Origin of the sequence: Bradyrhizobium sp. LTSP885, assembly GCF_000938305.1 — a bacterium.
Lineage (GTDB): Bacteria > Pseudomonadota > Alphaproteobacteria > Rhizobiales > Xanthobacteraceae > Bradyrhizobium.
Map to the genome: position 1 here is coordinate 35,962 of NZ_JYMT01000011.1, position 16,021 is coordinate 51,982.

Below are 16,021 nucleotides of genomic sequence, written 5' to 3' on the forward strand. Positions count from 1 at the left end.
TGTAAGGACTGCAATGCCTGGCGCCGCAATGTGGACAGTCATCGTCACATGTCGCTGACCAGACATCCTCCCACTCGTTTTGGCAGCGATAACAGAGGTAAAAGTTACGAAAGAGCGGCATGGCAACCTCCAAGGAATTGGGGATAGCTCCGCACCTTGCGAGTCATCAGCTCTCAACGGGGTTCCTATGTTCCTCGCCCGCCAGCGTGCCTCGTCGCTGCCCTGGAAAGGTTCGCACAGAGCTATCCGACTAAATTCTATCATCGAAAGAAAAGAGCCCCCGAAGGGGCTCTAGAACAACTCAACCGTATCGCAGTGCTTCGTTGCCATCAGCGCTGCGAGCATTTCTATTTGCAGCGCCGATATTTCCGTGAGGAAGCAAACGCAATTCGTGACGCCGCTTTCGTGGGCCTTCAATACGTCGAGCACGTCCCGAACCAGGTAGAGTGTGCCGGCCTCAACGCGCTCGCCGCCGAAGATGATCTCCTGCGGGTTGATCCCGTTGGGGATAGTGAGCGCTGGCTGCTCGTCACCGAGCGATCGGCCGGCGAAGCCCAGGATGTTCCCATCCCGGTCGTGGAGGGCAATAGCAAGCCTACCGCGGTTGGTGCCGGAGTTTGAGTATCCAGCTTTCCAAGCCTTCAGGGTCTCGGCTGACAGGCCTAAGGGGGCCAGAGACGCATGCGACGCATCAAGACGCGCCGCATACGCCTCCGGGTCAAACGCCGTCTGCTTTCTAGCTTCCGGTGCTTGGGGAACTGTGGCCCGGTTCTTGCTAACTGTACTAGTACCGTTCTGTACAGTTCCGAAGGCGCGGTCGAGCTGGTCGGCCGCTTCCTTTACCGGGATGCCACGTATATGCGCGGTGAGGGCGATTGTGTCGCCGCCGGACTTTTTTGCAAAGCAATAGAAGAGGCCTTTGGCCGGGGTGACGATCAGGGCACGGTCGCCGCCGGCTTGGCAGACGGGACAGGCACCCCGATACTGATTGCCGTGTGGCGTCAGCTTGATGCCGAGCCATTGCATAGCCTGTTCGATCGAGACACGGGTCTTCAACTCCGCGAAATCCACGAAGGGCATGGGACCATCCTTTGGGTGAGTGGGGAGGTGCTTCTGCCGCTATTCTACCACCTGGTATACTGGGTGCAGATGCAGGTCGTGTGTGGAAAACCGGAGGTCGCACTGCGCTCGGCCGTGACTGAATCGGCCGGGGGTCCGCGATCCGGTTTCCCGCACATGAACCAACGGCGGGAAGGAGAGTGAGATGCCAAAAGCAAACCAACCCGCAGCGAAGTTCCGCCTCGGCTACGTCACCGCAACCGTGTGGAAGAATGACGACTTCTTCAACACCGTGCTCTCGAAGTCCTACAAGGACGGTGACGACTGGAAGGACACCGACCAGCTCGGTACGGGCGATCTTCTGAACGCAGCCAAAGTGCTGCAACGCGCCGAAGAATTCATCTCGCAGCAGTGACAAAAAAGGCCCCGCTCAGTTGCGGGGCCTTTTTCTTATATCCCAACCACCGGCATTTTATCCGGGCAGTTGCGGGCGGTATGGCCCTCCTTCTCGCAACTGCTGCATTTCTGTGGTGATCTCTTTTTCTTCTCCCCGGTAAAAAGACCGGCCAGCTCGGCGTCGATTTCTTCGCGTTGGGCGATCAGTTCTTTGGCACGCTCGATGTCAATTTCCATTAAGTCTCCTTCGAGATGATGAAGTCGGGGTGCCCCACTCGCTGAAACGGCTCATCGAGGAGGTGTATCAAGGGCTGCGGGTAGCTATCCCGCGAACCCAGGATTTCGATGCCCTTGAAGAGAAGGGCCGAAGACGACATGCGCAGCTCGTTCAGCATGAAAGTTTGAATGTTCCTGGCATGTGCCGGACTGGTGGTGATGTTGATGACCATCATGTTCGGGATCAGGTCTTTGTAGCTCCCGGATTTCAGAACGGCGCGGTACTGCAAGATCTTTCGCAGGTAGCTCGATGCGTTCAGCGTCGGCCGGGTTATCGGCTCGTGCTGCCGGTCCGCCTCCAGAACAAAGTAGGTGTTGTTGATGGCGAACAGCTCGTCGGGCTGGAGGGCGCCGTCGTAGTGCTCCATGTGTTTTGCAAACTGATGGGAGATCGATGACTTAAATTGGAGGGACTGTGCGCCGATGATATCGGTTCGATGCCTAAAGTGAAGGCCGCGTTGCTTGCACGCGATCTCGAACGACATTACGATGTCGGCGATCATCAGCTGGTGCCAGAACTGGCGCGCCTCGCGCCAGTCTGTGGGAGTACTGCCGGTGGCTAGTAATTCAATCCTGCCCTTGGGAGCCAGCTCATAGACGCGCGGCGAGTAGCGGTAGTTCGCAGAATTCTTCTGCTGTTCGGGTGCGGCAATGAAGCCGCGGCGACGCAAAGGGCCAAGATCCCGCTTGCGATGCTGCGTCGAGCCGCCGTGATAGGCGGCGATAAAGTTGCTCCGCAGATAACGGTATCGATCGAGCGCTTTGAAGGTGTCGAGGTTGTATGCTTCCATAATTAGAAGGTACGGCAGAACATTTGGGCGGATAAGGCCGCTATGTTCGCACGTTCGCCATGTCCCAACTTTATCGCGGATTAAAAGTCTTCGACCTCATCGTTGGGGACAGAGCGCGGCGGGTCGTTGCGCGGCGGTGGTGGTGGCGGTGTGTAGGGGGGAGGGGTGTCGGGTGCGGGTGGGAAGATGCTCATGTCGAACTCGGGCACGTTTATAGTGACGGCTGTGGGGGTCTTATCGCGCACGAAGCAGGAAAACTGGCCCACAGGTAAACGGAGAGCCGCGGCTTCCACACGAAAACGCTTTGCTAGGGCTTCGGCATCGTCGTCACTGTTGGCCATGCGGATGGCGCAGTTATTGAGGGCATCAATGACGTTGGCGTCAATTTGCGCAATACGTTGGTGGGCGAGTATCAGGGCAATCTTTTGACTGCGGCACTCGTCCAAGATTGTGGTTATCTTAGTGTCTCGCTTTATGACTGTATGGCACTCGTCAATGTAAAAAAAGACGGGCATCTTTTGATCTTGGCGCAATTTCGAGCGTGACACAGCTGCCATCCATACCATCGCGACAAAAAAGCGGCCAAAGAACTCTGCGCCATTCTCGCCCAACTCGTCCTTGGAATTATCAATGATGATGGTTTTTCCGCTGTCGAGGAGGGCGAAGAAGTCGGTGTTGGATTGCGGGGCGGTAAAGATTTTCTTCAGATAGTCGTTGGACACCAACAGCCTCAACCGTTGCAGCACTTCCTGCTTGGTTTCGTTGTACTGTCCGCCGTCGAACTCGGACTTGCGTCCTTCAACATAGAAAAAATCTCGGTTCATTTCGTCTAGCTGCATGACGTAGGGTTCTTGGTCTTTCCAACCGTGTACCAGCAGCTTGCGAAAAGTCTCGATGGTGGCGTTGGGTATCTTCAGCATCAGAGCCAAACAACAACGGAAGAGGGTCGTCTGCTTGGGGGTGAGTTTTGTTTCCAAGAGGGCGGAGAAAATGTACTCCAGAAAGTCGAGGGTGCGGGTCGAGCTGCCAAGCTGGAATGGATTTATCTGCACAGTCGAGGCATTAATTGGCACTACATTATCGTAGCCCTTATAGAAGTTGATGAGGTCACCTTTGCTGTCCATTAAGACGATGGTGCAAGACGTGGCGCGGTGTTCTTTAATAAGGTTGTGCAGGAGGTTCGTTTTGCCTCGGCCTGGCGGTGCAACAATCCAAGTCCCCGCAAAACGTTGTGCCTCGGGTAGTTGGAAAGAAATGGCAAAAGGGTTGGGTATTAGCTCATTCGCCCAGCCATACAGTGGCGAGCCAGTGAGAATTTTTTCAGTTGGGGTTTGCGCTTCGTCCAGTTCATCTTCCATTTTCTCCCATTCTTTACGATCCCTTTCGTAGGTGCGTAGTTCGACTTTGTATTCGGCCATCTGCTCTTTGTAGTACTTACCAGTCTCGTCCCAAGACTTGCGCGAGGGCATGCTCGGCTCGGTAGGTCGTAAGAGCGGGTTGGTGTAGTGGTACCGACTTTGAAAGAGGCGGGTATCTAAGTTTCGAAATTCTTGGGAGAGTTGTTGATGGGCAGTAATCAGCTCTTCCTCATTCGGGGTAAGGGAAATGGTGAAAGGACTGTTGGTAGGTTCTTGACGATATACTGCGGGCAAGGCAGCGGTGTATCTAACCAAAGAGCGTGAGGCGACGCCAATCATGGCGGTGTAAAGCGATTTGTATTCCTCGACGGCGAAGAACCGTTGCAAATAGGATTTATCGCGGACGCAGATGTACGCTAGGCTTTCGCGGACGTACTGCGGCGCAGGGTACGGATGGGCGGTGACATCTTGCAGAAATTGGACGCGGTCTGGAGGGGTATAAGTATCCCACTCAGCCAGTCGCGCGTCTTCGAGTTTCTTCAGCTTATCCGCCTCGCGTTTGCGTACGCGCTCCGCCCTTTCGTTATCGACGTTCCTCTTGTAATTGGTAAGCCATTGGCTCTTGGCAAATCGTTTGAATATCCAAATTGCCGCCGCAATGTATCCGACGAACAGCAGCAATTGGAACGTGCCTGGATGTTCGCCCATCCAATTTGTTGCGGCGATAATCAGCACCACCATAACGATGAGAAAGATGATCGCGGGCATCTAGCGCAAGCGCTTTTCGATTCGAGTGTTCGGCTCTAGCGCGGTTACAATTTTATTTGCGGAGACGTCGATAGTTTGCCCAGCGACATAGAACATCACGGACGGACTATAAATATCATTGATGCGTATTCGACCAGAGCGGATGGTCAACTGAGCGTACTCGCTATTGGGAGTAGAGAAGCGTGAGCCTTGATCCAAATTTAGGTCGACATTCCCCGGCGGCAGATTGATGCAAGTCGAGGGTGGTACGAGTATTTGGCCGTAGTGGCAGGAAAATACGGGAGGCGGCGGAGGATTAGCCGCGCGGGTCTCGGCAGCCTGTTTGGTGCTTTCCAATAAGTAGCCCGGGGTGGCTATCCCACCCAGAACAAGGGCGAGGGCAAGTACCGCTTGGGGAAATGTGCTCATGAAAAATACTGGGCAATACGCCGTTCAACCTGTAAGCGAGCGCGAGTATGACAGGCGCGCGTCCTCTTTTTCAAGGGCTTTAGACGTTTTAATGAGGGAGGCCGTTCAGGATTAAAGAGGCCTTGTGCAGTGCGTACTTCGCTAGGGTCGAGATCCACGACCATACGCGGGTTCAGTAAGCCAACGTAGAAGGATAGCTCGTCGGCGTCCTTCTTGTGAGTTTTGAAGACGTACTTTTGGTCTATGCCGAGCACGTCACCGCGCAGCTTCTGCGGTAGCTCGTCCAAAAAATTAACGGCTACGGTAAAGCGATCTTGCGGGAGGGGCAGAGGGGCGCAGAAGAACCCGTAGTCGTTGATAACTACATGCCCGGTACTGCGGGTGATGAGGAGCCCGCCTAAGAGGCGGGCGGTAATGTCGCCCAGTTTGGACCGATCCAGGTCGGCGATAATGACGTTGGTCTTGTTTGAAAAGGTAGTGCGTGGCTGACCGACGATGTTGCGTATCATCGGAGACATGAGCAGCGTTCCCAGCTTGTTTTGCAGCGGGGCCAGGGCGGCTTGCCGCTGTCTTTGGTCCCAGCTGTTAATGACTTCCCAGTTCGCTCTGACCACGGGGTCTTTACACTGCCGGAGGAGTTGTTCGCCGAAAGAGGGATCGGTAAGGAGTTTGATTGCGCCGAGCAATGTTTCGTTGCCATCCAACAGCAGACGCAGGCAGTTTGCGAGGATGTAGTTCGATTGCGCTCCCCAACCGTTTGGCCACATTGCTTCGAAGTAGGCACACAGCTGCTCTGTTACGCGATGTCGGTCATCCGTCGGCACCTTTTCCAACACATTGAGGCCGACTGGCCGCGCCATATCGGCCGGGTCAAAGTACAAGGCGCGCTGCGTGAGGGCACGGGGCAGCTGGTTGGCTGCCGCCCTGGCCAGCGCGCCAGTCGGGTCGATCACGGTGACCGGCGTTTCGTCTTGCAAAAGTTGCAAAAGCAGATTTGTTTTGTCGGCCGCGCCGATTAGCAAACGGTTCATGGTGTGAAGTCGCAACGCCAGCCCAAAGCTCTGCCGAATGGTGTAGGCGCGGCTCGGTGTCGGGCGCTGCGACGTTACAGCACGAAAGAACCGGTCCACTGTCATTGTAGCGTGAGTGTAAAACTGTCCGCCACTTTGTCCGTCTGGGCGCTTCGCGCCTCGACTAAATCCGTTTCTCCCGAGCGTCAGCGAGTGGCCTGGCTCTTTCGTCGAACATAAAAAGACACGGTAGTTGTCTTTTAGCGGAGCGCGCGCTAGCGCGCGGAGCGATATGAGAGAAGAAGAGCAGAAAGGGATTTAGTCGAGGCGATAGCCGAAGCGGACAAGTGGCGGAAATGTATGTCCCGTAAGGGAAATTTGGCCGGTGGGCTCTGACAAGCAGCAGGTTACGAGCTTGTCAGTGAAGTTTCTCGGCCTGAAATAGGAAACCCCGCCTTTGGAGGGGCGGGGTCTGCTCCTATTCAGAGCGTCGGCAGTCTCGTAGCAGCCCGAACTTCCAGCCATTCCAGCACTTCGCAAAGTTTCCAGACTCTCGGTGAGTTGCGATGCTCCGCGAGTTTGAAGCTCAGCGGAAACTTCGCCTTCTCCTCCAAGCGGCCTAGGTGCACTTTGCAATATCTAATGCCGAGTGCCTTCAGTCCTTTATGGTCTACGATTTCCTTACCAGTCATGCGTCGTCTCCAAAGAATGGAGCCGTGCGCACGGCTGGGGTTACCGGCCGAGCAAGAAACTTATCGAATCTACCGGAAGTAGCAATAGCAACATGGTGTACTCATGCACTGCACAAAAGGGCAGTCCACGGGGCTAGTTAGTCCCATTGTTTCCTGAAGGAAGGTAAGCTCCTTGCCCGTCCGCCTGCGTTTGAGTGCTTTCTGCAGGAGGTCGGGTAGGTCCTTGTACTGAGGTAGCGCGTCTCTTTCCACGCGCAATGCACTTTACGCGGGTCATTCTCGCGCACTACACTTCAGAAATAAGGGAATTTTTGGGGGATTTTGATGACGGATTTCTTTCCTACAATTGAAGCTCTTGTCGCGCGTGCTGAGGCAAACGGCGATGATGGCATAGAGATCAGACGTTCGCTTTACGAGCGAGCAAGAAGCGCAATGCTTGCGGCCTTTCAGAAAACGGCGATGTCGGAGGAGCAGATACATGCGGAGGAACTGAGTTTCTATGAGGCCGTCGCCAAGGTCGAAGCCAAATACGCTCAGGTCGCTCCGACACCTCAACCTGTTGTTGTTGACGCTATCGAGGAGGCTGTTTCCCCTACCCAAGCCGAACCCGAAGCTCGGTTAGAACCTATCACCGCCCCAACCATCACTCAAATTGACGCCATCGAACTCGGACCACTCCCCAAACCGCAAGAGCCTATCCGTTATAGAGGAAAAGTGGAAAGTTTTAACCAGGACACTCGGAAGGGATGGATAAAACTGCTGGGCGAGCCAACGGAGCACATCAAGGACTTTGCGGCTCTCGCCATAGCGGATTTTCAGGCAGACACACCGCCAATGAAAGGCGAAGAAGTCGAGTTTTCTCTAAAACCAAATAACAAAGAGCGAGCACCTCGGGCAATAAAAGTTGATCGCCTCAAGAACCGCCATCGAGGTCAAGTAGTCGTTTGGAACGACGATGACCAGTTTGGCTTCATTAAATGTCCCGATTTTCGAGACAATATTTATGTTCGATATAAAGAAATTCAGGCTGAAGGTCCGCGTGAACTTATCGTTGGAGAAGAAGTCGAATTTGAAACGCAGACGACAGATAAAAGTTTATCTGCAGTCAGGGTCCGAGTCTTTCAATCTCGATTTCCGCTGGAGCGTTTTGCTGACATCGAAAAGTTGAGGTCGGGGGAATTACTGGACGTGCTCGCTGGCCGGGACGGCAAAGGGGGACTGGCCCAAGCCGAAGACTGGACCTACAAGCAGAAGAATAAGAAATATCCTCACCCTGTCCTCTTTAGTTACATCGTGTACACGTTTGCGCAACTTCTTCAGGAAGATAAGCTCGCCTTTGCTACCGATCGGAACGGCAAAAAGGTGGCATGTGGAAACACCGGTCTTCTGACAAATTTGCAGGAAGATATATATGCCTTCTTTTTGGAGAACCGAGACAAGTCAATTCCTCAAAAATGGACGTTAGATCGTTTCGTCACAGGTGCTGACGGCCGATTAAATTCCTTTAGCAAACTACCGGAGATCGCGAATTATTTTAACAACCCGGTCGATCTTATTTTTGATGCATCACTGGAGCTTCGCGAAAGAGCCGAACACATCTTAGAACACAACCTTGAACGCTTTCCAGTGGAGGTGCAAAGTAACAGGCATCAACTTAAGCAAAACTACGACGGCGCTTTAGCTAATGCGCGCAAACGTGTACTTAGAAACTATAAGACGGCCATCCCTCAATTTCACAAAGGACAGCTGCAACTGTTACTCCCGTTGTGCATGAGGCACTCAAATATTGCGGATCTTGCTCTTGTCGTTTCAAAGGAGGGCCAAACATATATCGCATCCACCGTCTTGGAACTGGACGACGCCTATAACAACGCGCGGTTAATAGCGCGACCTGATAGAGAATGGCTGTAGGCGCCGCTAGAAAGCTGTCAATCTCGGCAGCCTTCGCAAGATGGATGGGAGGAATCGGCTCGTCGCCATTGGAGCCGTGCAATAGGCTCGTCAGAAGCTCGGCACGCAGTTGGGCCTCAAGAGCTTAACTCGTCATCCTCATTGCCATCGATGTATTCGGCCTGGATGGCTCGAATGGCATCCATGATCTTCTGCTGCACTTCTGGTGGCCAGTCGGCGACGAGTTGGAAAAGTTGTTCGAGTTCGTCCAACATGGTGCGCTAGTCGTTATAAAAATGAGGGTGTAGTTCGGCCTGCGGGACATATCTGCAAGCTTGATTGTAGATCGCCCGGAGAGTGCCTCGTGCGATGGGCGAGTGGACCGGGACGACGAGGGTTTCGCGTCCGTCAATGCCGATGCGTCGCAACTTCAGATGGCTGCTGTTGGTGCTGTGGAGGACGAAGCCGAACTTCCCGAGGATATCCGCAACCTGTTTGCCCGAAAGGACCCTAAGCCCTCCCTTCATGTAGGGCGGGGGCTAGCTCAAAGTTGGTAAGGATTGCGGGGGATGTACTGAAGCCAAGAGACGCGGCGTTTTCGTCCTCAAAGTACAGAGCTACGGCCTCGCGGATATTGGCCTGCAGCTCCTCAAATGTGCTGCCTTCGGTGACGACAGGCACGTTGACGCCGTCAGCGGTGTAGACGCCTTGCTCTTTGGTCACCATGAATTGGATGATGTTTTTCACAGGCCCATTGTATCACAGCCACGCAAACAATGGCACAACGTCGGCTCGTGGCCCGTTTGAGACAAGCCGACGGACCCCGAGAATGTCTGTTCATAGGGATATACCGGAAGTCGTGGGCCGACGGTCAAAACGGCGCTTTTGACCCGAAGCGGACATTCGAATCGACGTTATGGAAATCGTCTCCGGAAATTGTCGAGAATGAGCAGTTCCGCTGTGGTGGCCTCAGACAAGAGCTGTAGCCCCGGCGGAGGCGGGATCAGGCTTCGTGAAGACGTGATGCGGGTTATCAGCCATGGCAGCCGGGCTTCGATCCCCGTCGTTGGCGGATCATCGGTGATTTCAACAAATGCGCGCTGCAGCCTTACCCCCGGTCCGAAACTCCCAGCCAAGTCAGAAGCACTCACCTGCACCACGCTGCTCGGATCGGACAGATCCCGAAATCGCACGAGCACGGGCAGATCCGCGAATGGCAACTCAGCCCGGGGTTTTCGTCGATTCAACTCCTCAAGATAAGCAGTGTAATCATCCTTCGCCCATATTCCTTCGCCGACCTCTCCGTGAAATTTCGTCTGCGGAAATGGCACTCGGGCTGCATTGTACATACCCGATCCACCGCTCCGTAGAGCTCGTTCATCCGCGAGTGTAGCGAACAGAACGCCACGCGCTCCCAGATCGACAACAACGGCCTCACCTTGCTCACCCGTCGTGCTCAGCGAAGAAAATCCTATTGCGCGGTTCAAGCGTCCGGGGGCGAGGATTGTCAATTGACTCACGCTCGAACCGGATCGTTCACCTTCCGGGGTTTCAACCACAAGCGTCAGCCGTGACCTAAGTGTGGTCGTCTCGCCACGAAATCCCCACCAGCCAAACGCCAAGATCGCCAAAAGCACCACGAACCCGACCAAACATCCCTTAGCGCCGCCGCTCATCGTGACTCCGCCTGCGTTAGTCGACACCACAGGCGCAGGACCATAGCGAACGACAATTAAAGTTCGGCAATGGCACTACGTTGAGTTGTGAGGGATCGGTTACCGCTGGTTAAGGATCAGTTGCCGCTTATAAGACGCGCCTGCGCTTTGGCTTGCTTGACCGCTGTTGGCCCTTTTCGGAAGTGCGGCCTGGGCCGCGCAAGGTCCGTTGACGGGACCTAAACCGACATTCGCAACGCAAGGATTACGGAGAATGGAATGGCTCAACAGAGCCATATAAAATACGTCGCACAAGATCTCTTTTGCGACCCTATGCGTGTTTGGTGGCTCAACAGAGCCATATTTTGATTTTCAGCCGGGGCATTTCTTACCGGGAGTTCTGGGTGAGCTGCAGACTTTGAATAGGCGCGTCATTGACAACTTTGCAAATGTGTTGTGTCGCGCTGGTTTTTCCATTCAAAAGAATGAGCTAAAGCACACGTGTGTTTATTGAGCTGATTATTAAATATAATTGAGCGATCGACCGAGTGGGACAAAGTGGCTTGAAGTATGGGTATTTTGCCATTTGCGGCCCAAGAAATTTGTGTCAGACCCCCCACTAATTTGTGTCAGACCCCCATGCAGTTTGTGCCAAACCCCCCACTAATTTGTGCCAAACCCCCACCCGAGCTTTGGTTTTAGCACTCTGAGGGGCAGGGCCGGCTGGCTGGTTCCGCCCGGATCGATCAGTCTCACTTCCCTGTTGGACCTCGTTAGTTAAATTTTTTGGTGCGCCACTCTCCAAGGGTTGGAATACTAAAGCGCTTATCGATGATTTTATCGCGTTCTAGGCGGACTACGATAGATCCCGCGGAGCTGCCCAAAAAGCCGCCCCTCGCCTTGGCCTGGGCAATAGAGTCAGCTTCGATGGTTTGCCGAACTTCAGCCCGCGCGGCGGCAAATAGTCGGTCCGCCTCGGAACGCCGGAAGGCTTCATATTCCTCGGCCTCGGCCTTCGCCTGTTCTACGCGGACGCGATTTGCGGCTGCCGCCTGTGCCTTGGCCAGCGTATCTCGTTCTCTGAGAAAGTCGCCGCAATAGGTTTTGAGCCCGGACAGTGTATTGACCGCGTAATTGCCGGCCCGGGCTCGGTTAACCCCATAGTCGACGAAAGCGAGAGCACCCTCGAACGTAAGTTCCTGTATCAAAGTAAGCGCGTACTGCTGTTCGGCTTGGGTCACATGCGAAGCAGTAATTTTCTCACCGGTACGTTGCTCATGAAAACGGCGAACCAATTCCAGCGGATGACCTATGCTTTGTTGCTCTTCGAAGAATTTGAACTGCAATTCATTTTGAAAGCGGTTTTTGTAAAAGCGATTGTAGTCGTCGTGGAAGCCAGTGCCGGGCAAAAAGGTGATGTTGAAGCCGTCGCCAGCAGCGGTCTTGTCGATCGAATACGAACGCAAAAATTTGTTTGCAACGAGGGCATCAAGATGCACACCGAGTTGGTCGCGGACGATGTGGGATTTATGAGTTCTCACGGCTATGCCGCCAAGCCATTCTTTGCAAATGTCGTCGTAGCGTTTGCGTATCTGCACAGAGTTGCGCGTACCGCGCTCAGCGAGATTTGCGAAGTGATGAAACAAACGAATATAAAGGGCGGCTTGTATAGTTGGTATTCCCCGGATGCGATTGTAGTTTAGGCAGGAAAAAAAACGATCGTCGAGACTTCGCTGAATGAACTCGGGAATAACAACTTCGCACGCTTCGATGTTGCTCCCGCGCGGTTGAATGGTGAACTCTGACGGAACGCTGAAGTTGGCAATCGTGGGTTCGTCTTTGCCGTTGCGGTAAAACGGCATGGTGACGCGGGTATGTGCGAGCGTGTACAGCGAATGAATAAATTCTTTGCCGGTTTTGCCACCCCATGCCCGATCGGTAAGACGCGCTAGTTCTTGTTGAGAGAAATATACCTTGTTCGGAACTGGCCGTCCGTAGTCCGAAAGTTTTTTTAGAATCGCTAAGAAAATTTTGAAATCTGCGGGACCGGGTTGACCATAACTTGGGTGAGGTTCGATAGTCACCTGTCGCTTTGCAATTTTGTCGAGGTCTGTTATCGGTTCAACATGTGTTGCTGCTGCGCGTGGATCATGACAGAAAAGGTAACCCATGACGCGTAGTAAATTGTTTTCCATAAACAATCGTTCAACGCGTTCGGGCGCCAAATTGTTCGCGATTGTAGCAGGCGTTTGTTCAGCATCTTTCATGCCCCTAAAGTATATCCCCTCCGCAAGCTGTTACGGGTCGGAGCTGTGGAGAGCCGGTTGAGTGCAGCCTCAGTTCGGCGTGTTTGAGTTTTCTTCTTCAGATTTCTCCGGCGAGCGCAGTAATGGCGAAAGCAATCGTTGCAAGCCTTGCGTAAGCACATTCGTCTCCTTTACTCGTTCAAGCAGAACTACACTTTGATCGCGCAGGAAGGCATTCTCTTTTTCAAGTTGCTGAATATATAAATCTTGGAAGTTGCGCCCGGCCGCGTCTGGACGCGCCGGGGCGTCAGTGGGCATGCCTTCTTCTTTTTTGGAAAGATCATTTGTTTCTAACGAACGCTCGGGCGCGTCGGGGCGCGGCTGAGCGCGCCCGGCCGCGTCCTGGGCGTCCCTTGTTTGTGCGATATGGCGTTCAATTGATTCTTCGGAAATGAAATATTTCTCGCCGAAATTAGTTTCGACTTTTTTGCAGTCCAGATCTCCACGAGCACAGTATTTTTGAATGCGGCGGATTGTGCGGGGGACGCCGGCTTTGTCGTACCGGTCTGCGGCTTCTTCTACCGTGAGCGTGTAATGGGGGGCGTCACTGGGCGCGGCGGGGCGCGCCTCTGTTATGTTGTCCATGAGTTGATGATAACGCGGGGCCAAAGTGTCGGCCTCCCGTTATCCCCAGGCGCTCATTCGGTCGCGTGATTAGTTCTGGCGCGGTCCGCTGCGATTGGGACGTGTTGTCCGAATAGGTGCTGGCTTGGGGTTGTGGACGAATTTCAGATGAGCCGCAGCTTTTTCGATTGCCTCAACTGCGACGCGGCCACCAATTCCGTGTTCTTCGTAGAACGCATGGCGACGGCAGCGTCGCGTGTATTCGAAGCGAACGTGGTCGCTAAGAATCTTCATGATCTTCTGCTTCGTCGCTACCTGAAGGTCTGGCCGGTGATCCTGACCGGCCCACAACTGACCGATGTCGTTGGCAACTTCGCGGGACGCGAATTGCAAATTTGTCGTCAGGCCGATCAGGTACTCGTTCCGTTCTAAGAAAAAACGCATATGGATGAAACCGGATGCGTGCATCCTGATCGCGTCGTCTTCTGACAATTTGTCAACGACCAAACTCTCGGGTTCGATGAGTCCCCATTTCACTACTGTCTCAATGGCTTTGAAGGCGTCTTCCTCATCGTAGCCCAGTTGGCTCATTTTTTTCAGGACAGTGCCGATCGTGGCATATCCTTCTTGGGTGAAATCGATCTTCGCCTTCCGGTTTCGGATTAAGTATTCCAGGATGTCTGGGATCAGCAAGTTGCTGGGACGATTGTAATCCGTGTCGGCGAAGAGGATGTTGTGAATGTATAGCGATCGGCCGTTATAATATTTTTGACGTCCTCGCATTAGGGAACGAATGATGCGGTTCTCTTGAATGCGCATTTCGCCGCCCGTCAAAACAGAGCCTGTAATTTGGCCTGTCGGGATATGGGGCGACACGATGATATCGCCAAACATTCCAAGTGCTCGTCTCACATCCTTCGCGACAAGCGCCTCCAGCGCGGAGGCAACTTTCACAGACCTATCGTCGAACATCGACAGATAGATACCGAGAAGGAATTCGCCGAGCCGTGTTGCGGGATATTTGATCTTGAGGCCAGATGCGAGAGCATATTCTTGCTGCGGGTCTACCTCACTCTGAAGCGTCTCCATGACCAATTCCAGGCGTTTGCGAATTACTTGCGCAAACCGCGGCGGCCGGATGTAGAAGTTGATTGCGTTTATGAACGCATCAAGGGGAGGTTCGTCGCGATGAGCCTCAAATGTGGAGTCGCGGAGATTGATGAGAACGAGTGATTTGGTCAGTTCCTTGAACCACTGCGCAGCTTCGAAGATTGCTAGCTGCTGATCCCGCGACCGCTTATCGACGTTGTCGAATACTATGACGATGCCAAGATTCATTTCGCCGGAAAAATGCCTGGCGATGCATTCTGCTAGCTTCGCGGGATCTTTTGTCAATTCATCGAGCAAGTCCGTGCGGCGTCGCACGTACTCAGTTCGATCATTGTTCTTGAGGGCCTTGGCCGGGCTTCGTTCGAAGCGGCGAAGCTCAGAACCGAATATTTTCTCGATTTGGTCGGCCTCATAGAGATCTACATTATTGATCTCAGCGAACGAATTGGCGAACTGCTCGGCGATCCATGTCCTGAGGCCGTCAAGCCCAGGAGGCATGACGTTGAAGTTGAGAAAGGCCCACCGAGTTTTCTTGCTGACTTCATGTGTCATTAATCGTCGGTAGAAGCGGCGGATAAACGTGCTCTTACCAGCACCGACTGAACCAATAATGAGCTGAACGCGGGCATTCGAGGACGGGCTTAAAGAATATTTCTGGATTTCGGAGGAAATGCCAGTGGCTGTGTTTTTGCTCGTGACAATTGCCTTGAGCTGATTTCCCGCGATTTTGTCGGTGCGGTCCTTGAGATAGGTTTCGAGTACACCCTCGTAGTTGCCGAGTTCATCTGAGGTGACGTATGCCCGGTCGATTACCTCGTCAGGCGTTTCATCGGAGTTGCTGCCGAAGTATTTCGTGATGGTGCTGAAGAGGGGTTCCGCAAAATCGTTGACGCCAAGCTGCTGCGCTAGCCTGGATGGGCCGCCCATAAACGACGCAACGCTGTAGAAAGTGCGCGCTTGGAAATGCGAACCAAGCTTTTCGACGCGGGCTTGGAGGGCGGCAAGACCGATCGCGCCTTGAAAAGCAGCGAGGAGGGCGGTTCCGGGTTGTACGTCGGCACACGGCGCGATGAGTCCACCAACCTCGCTATCCCACGCCGAAAGACCGAATTGCAAACCATTGCAAGCAAGCACGAAGCCTATTGGGTTTACTTCGGGCGGATAGCGTTTGTTGATCTCGGACGCATACAGGCGCGCCTCCCGCATCCCCAATTCAATCGCGACATCGGTGGCTTTTGCCTCGACGATCACCAGTGGAATGCTATTGAGCCAAATGGAATAATCCGGGAAATAGCCATACCGTTTCCCGGCCGCTTTATCGATCTCAGTCGGCGTCATGTACTCTTTGGTACGTATCCAAGCGGTCCTGAGGCCGAGATAACTGGGATTGATCAGAAAGGGCAGAATGACCTTGTGTTCAACGTCACTCTCCGTGCGGAGGTCGCCCGGTTTGACGATGGGTACAACTGACGATGGCTTGCTGGGTAGGCGAGTGACCACGGGTTCACCTCAGGTGATTCGGCATTGTATCCGGAACCTGGGCAGAGTCAGCCGTAACCCATGAAAATAATGGCGGAAATCCCGCCTTTAATATTGAGCGAAGCGGTTGTTGGAATCCTTCTGTGCCGCGCGAGCCTTTTGTTCGTTAGGCCGCGAGGGATGCCGGCTCGTCAATACATACGCTCTGCACGAACGCTTCCCACTTTTCCATCGCTTCACGCATTTCGGGAAGGTACGT

General features: G+C 53.8%; 14 protein-coding genes. 2 read left to right on the forward strand and 12 right to left on the reverse strand.

All coding sequences use genetic code 11. The annotated features are described in order from the left end of the window. Positions 1-291: 291 nt before the first annotated feature. Positions 292-1,080, reverse strand: a complete 789-nt coding sequence (locus UP09_RS07595; protein WP_044537469.1) for a CHC2 zinc finger domain-containing protein — start codon at positions 1,078-1,080, stop codon at positions 292-294. Positions 1,081-1,264: 184 nt separating this feature from the next. Between UP09_RS07595 and UP09_RS07600 the strand changes: the two genes are divergently transcribed. Then, positions 1,265-1,474 (forward strand): hypothetical protein, encoded by a 210-nt coding sequence (locus UP09_RS07600; protein ID WP_044537470.1) that lies wholly within the window; start codon positions 1,265-1,267, stop codon positions 1,472-1,474. 35 nt (positions 1,475-1,509) lie between these two features. Here the strand turns inward: UP09_RS07600 and UP09_RS07605 are convergent, their stop codons facing one another. The 4 genes from UP09_RS07605 to UP09_RS07620 form a co-directional block, all read right to left on the reverse strand. Then, a complete protein-coding gene (locus UP09_RS07605; protein WP_044537471.1) occupies positions 1,510-1,692 on the reverse strand; it encodes a hypothetical protein in 183 nt (60 codons plus the stop codon). After that, a complete protein-coding gene (locus UP09_RS07610; RefSeq protein WP_044537472.1) occupies positions 1,692-2,522 on the reverse strand; it encodes a replication-relaxation family protein in 831 nt (276 codons plus the stop codon). The genes UP09_RS07605 and UP09_RS07610 overlap by 1 nt, the downstream gene beginning before the upstream one ends. Positions 2,523-2,602: 80 nt before the next feature. Further along, entirely contained in the window at positions 2,603-4,648 is a 2,046-nt protein-coding gene (locus UP09_RS07615; RefSeq protein ID WP_044537473.1) for an ATP-binding protein, read from the reverse strand. A gap of 404 nt (positions 4,649-5,052) precedes the next feature. After that, entirely contained in the window at positions 5,053-6,087 is a 1,035-nt protein-coding gene (locus tag UP09_RS07620; protein ID WP_156164506.1) for a type IV secretory system conjugative DNA transfer family protein, read from the reverse strand. 995 nt (positions 6,088-7,082) lie between these two features. Here UP09_RS07620 and UP09_RS36265 point away from each other — a divergent pair. Further along, a complete protein-coding gene (locus UP09_RS36265; protein WP_052832999.1) occupies positions 7,083-8,669 on the forward strand; it encodes a DUF3825 domain-containing protein in 1,587 nt (528 codons plus the stop codon). Positions 8,670-8,785: 116 nt separating this feature from the next. Here UP09_RS36265 and UP09_RS37485 read toward each other — a convergent pair whose 3' ends face one another. From UP09_RS37485 to UP09_RS07655, 7 genes are all read right to left on the reverse strand, one after another. Beyond that, positions 8,786-8,923, reverse strand: coding sequence for a hypothetical protein (locus tag UP09_RS37485; protein WP_156164507.1), 138 nt, complete (start codon positions 8,921-8,923; stop codon positions 8,786-8,788). Positions 8,924-8,929: 6 nt separating this feature from the next. After that, complete coding sequence (locus tag UP09_RS38945; RefSeq protein WP_044537476.1) at positions 8,930-9,175, reverse strand: type II toxin-antitoxin system HicA family toxin; 246 nt, start codon at positions 9,173-9,175, stop codon at positions 8,930-8,932. After that, entirely contained in the window at positions 9,159-9,395 is a 237-nt protein-coding gene (locus UP09_RS07635; protein ID WP_052833000.1) for a type II toxin-antitoxin system HicB family antitoxin, read from the reverse strand. Before UP09_RS07635 ends, UP09_RS38945 begins: the two co-directional genes overlap by 17 nt. A 167-nt stretch (positions 9,396-9,562) precedes the next feature. Further along, complete coding sequence (locus tag UP09_RS37490; protein WP_156164508.1) at positions 9,563-10,324, reverse strand: hypothetical protein; 762 nt, start codon at positions 10,322-10,324, stop codon at positions 9,563-9,565. A gap of 752 nt (positions 10,325-11,076) precedes the next feature. After that, positions 11,077-12,570 carry a replication initiation protein gene (locus UP09_RS37495; protein ID WP_156164509.1) on the reverse strand — a complete coding sequence of 498 codons (1,494 nt, stop codon included), beginning with the start codon at positions 12,568-12,570 and terminating at the stop codon, positions 11,077-11,079. A gap of 69 nt (positions 12,571-12,639) precedes the next feature. Continuing rightward, on the reverse strand, positions 12,640-13,218 hold the full coding sequence (locus tag UP09_RS07650; RefSeq protein ID WP_156164510.1) for a helix-turn-helix domain-containing protein: 579 nt from the start codon (positions 13,216-13,218) through the stop codon (positions 12,640-12,642). 45 nt (positions 13,219-13,263) lie between these two features. Then, the gene (locus UP09_RS07655) at positions 13,264-15,783 is read right to left on the reverse strand and encodes a hypothetical protein (RefSeq protein WP_044537480.1); all 2,520 of its coding nucleotides are present in this window, start codon (positions 15,781-15,783) and stop codon (positions 13,264-13,266) included. Between the last annotated feature and the right edge of the window lie 238 nt (positions 15,784-16,021).

What these genes read in the sequence shown, in the direction of transcription:
- UP09_RS37495 (WP_156164509.1), bottom strand. Translation starts at nt 12,570, where the DNA reads ATGAAAGATGCTGAACAAACGCCTGCTACAATCGCGAACAATTTGGCG.
- UP09_RS07615 (WP_044537473.1), bottom strand. Translation starts at nt 4,648, where the DNA reads ATGCCCGCGATCATCTTTCTCATCGTTATGGTGGTGCTGATTATCGCC.
- UP09_RS37490 (WP_156164508.1), bottom strand. Translation starts at nt 10,324, where the DNA reads ATGAGCGGCGGCGCTAAGGGATGTTTGGTCGGGTTCGTGGTGCTTTTG.
- UP09_RS37485 (WP_156164507.1), bottom strand. Translation starts at nt 8,923, where the DNA reads ATGTTGGACGAACTCGAACAACTTTTCCAACTCGTCGCCGACTGGCCA.
- UP09_RS36265 (WP_052832999.1), top strand. Translation starts at nt 7,083, where the DNA reads ATGACGGATTTCTTTCCTACAATTGAAGCTCTTGTCGCGCGTGCTGAG.
- UP09_RS07605 (WP_044537471.1), bottom strand. Translation starts at nt 1,692, where the DNA reads ATGGAAATTGACATCGAGCGTGCCAAAGAACTGATCGCCCAACGCGAA.
- UP09_RS07620 (WP_156164506.1), bottom strand. Translation starts at nt 6,087, where the DNA reads ATGAACCGTTTGCTAATCGGCGCGGCCGACAAAACAAATCTGCTTTTG.
- UP09_RS38945 (WP_044537476.1), bottom strand. Translation starts at nt 9,175, where the DNA reads ATGAAGGGAGGGCTTAGGGTCCTTTCGGGCAAACAGGTTGCGGATATC.
- UP09_RS07610 (WP_044537472.1), bottom strand. Translation starts at nt 2,522, where the DNA reads ATGGAAGCATACAACCTCGACACCTTCAAAGCGCTCGATCGATACCGT.
- UP09_RS07600 (WP_044537470.1), top strand. Translation starts at nt 1,265, where the DNA reads ATGCCAAAAGCAAACCAACCCGCAGCGAAGTTCCGCCTCGGCTACGTC.
- UP09_RS07595 (WP_044537469.1), bottom strand. Translation starts at nt 1,080, where the DNA reads ATGCCCTTCGTGGATTTCGCGGAGTTGAAGACCCGTGTCTCGATCGAA.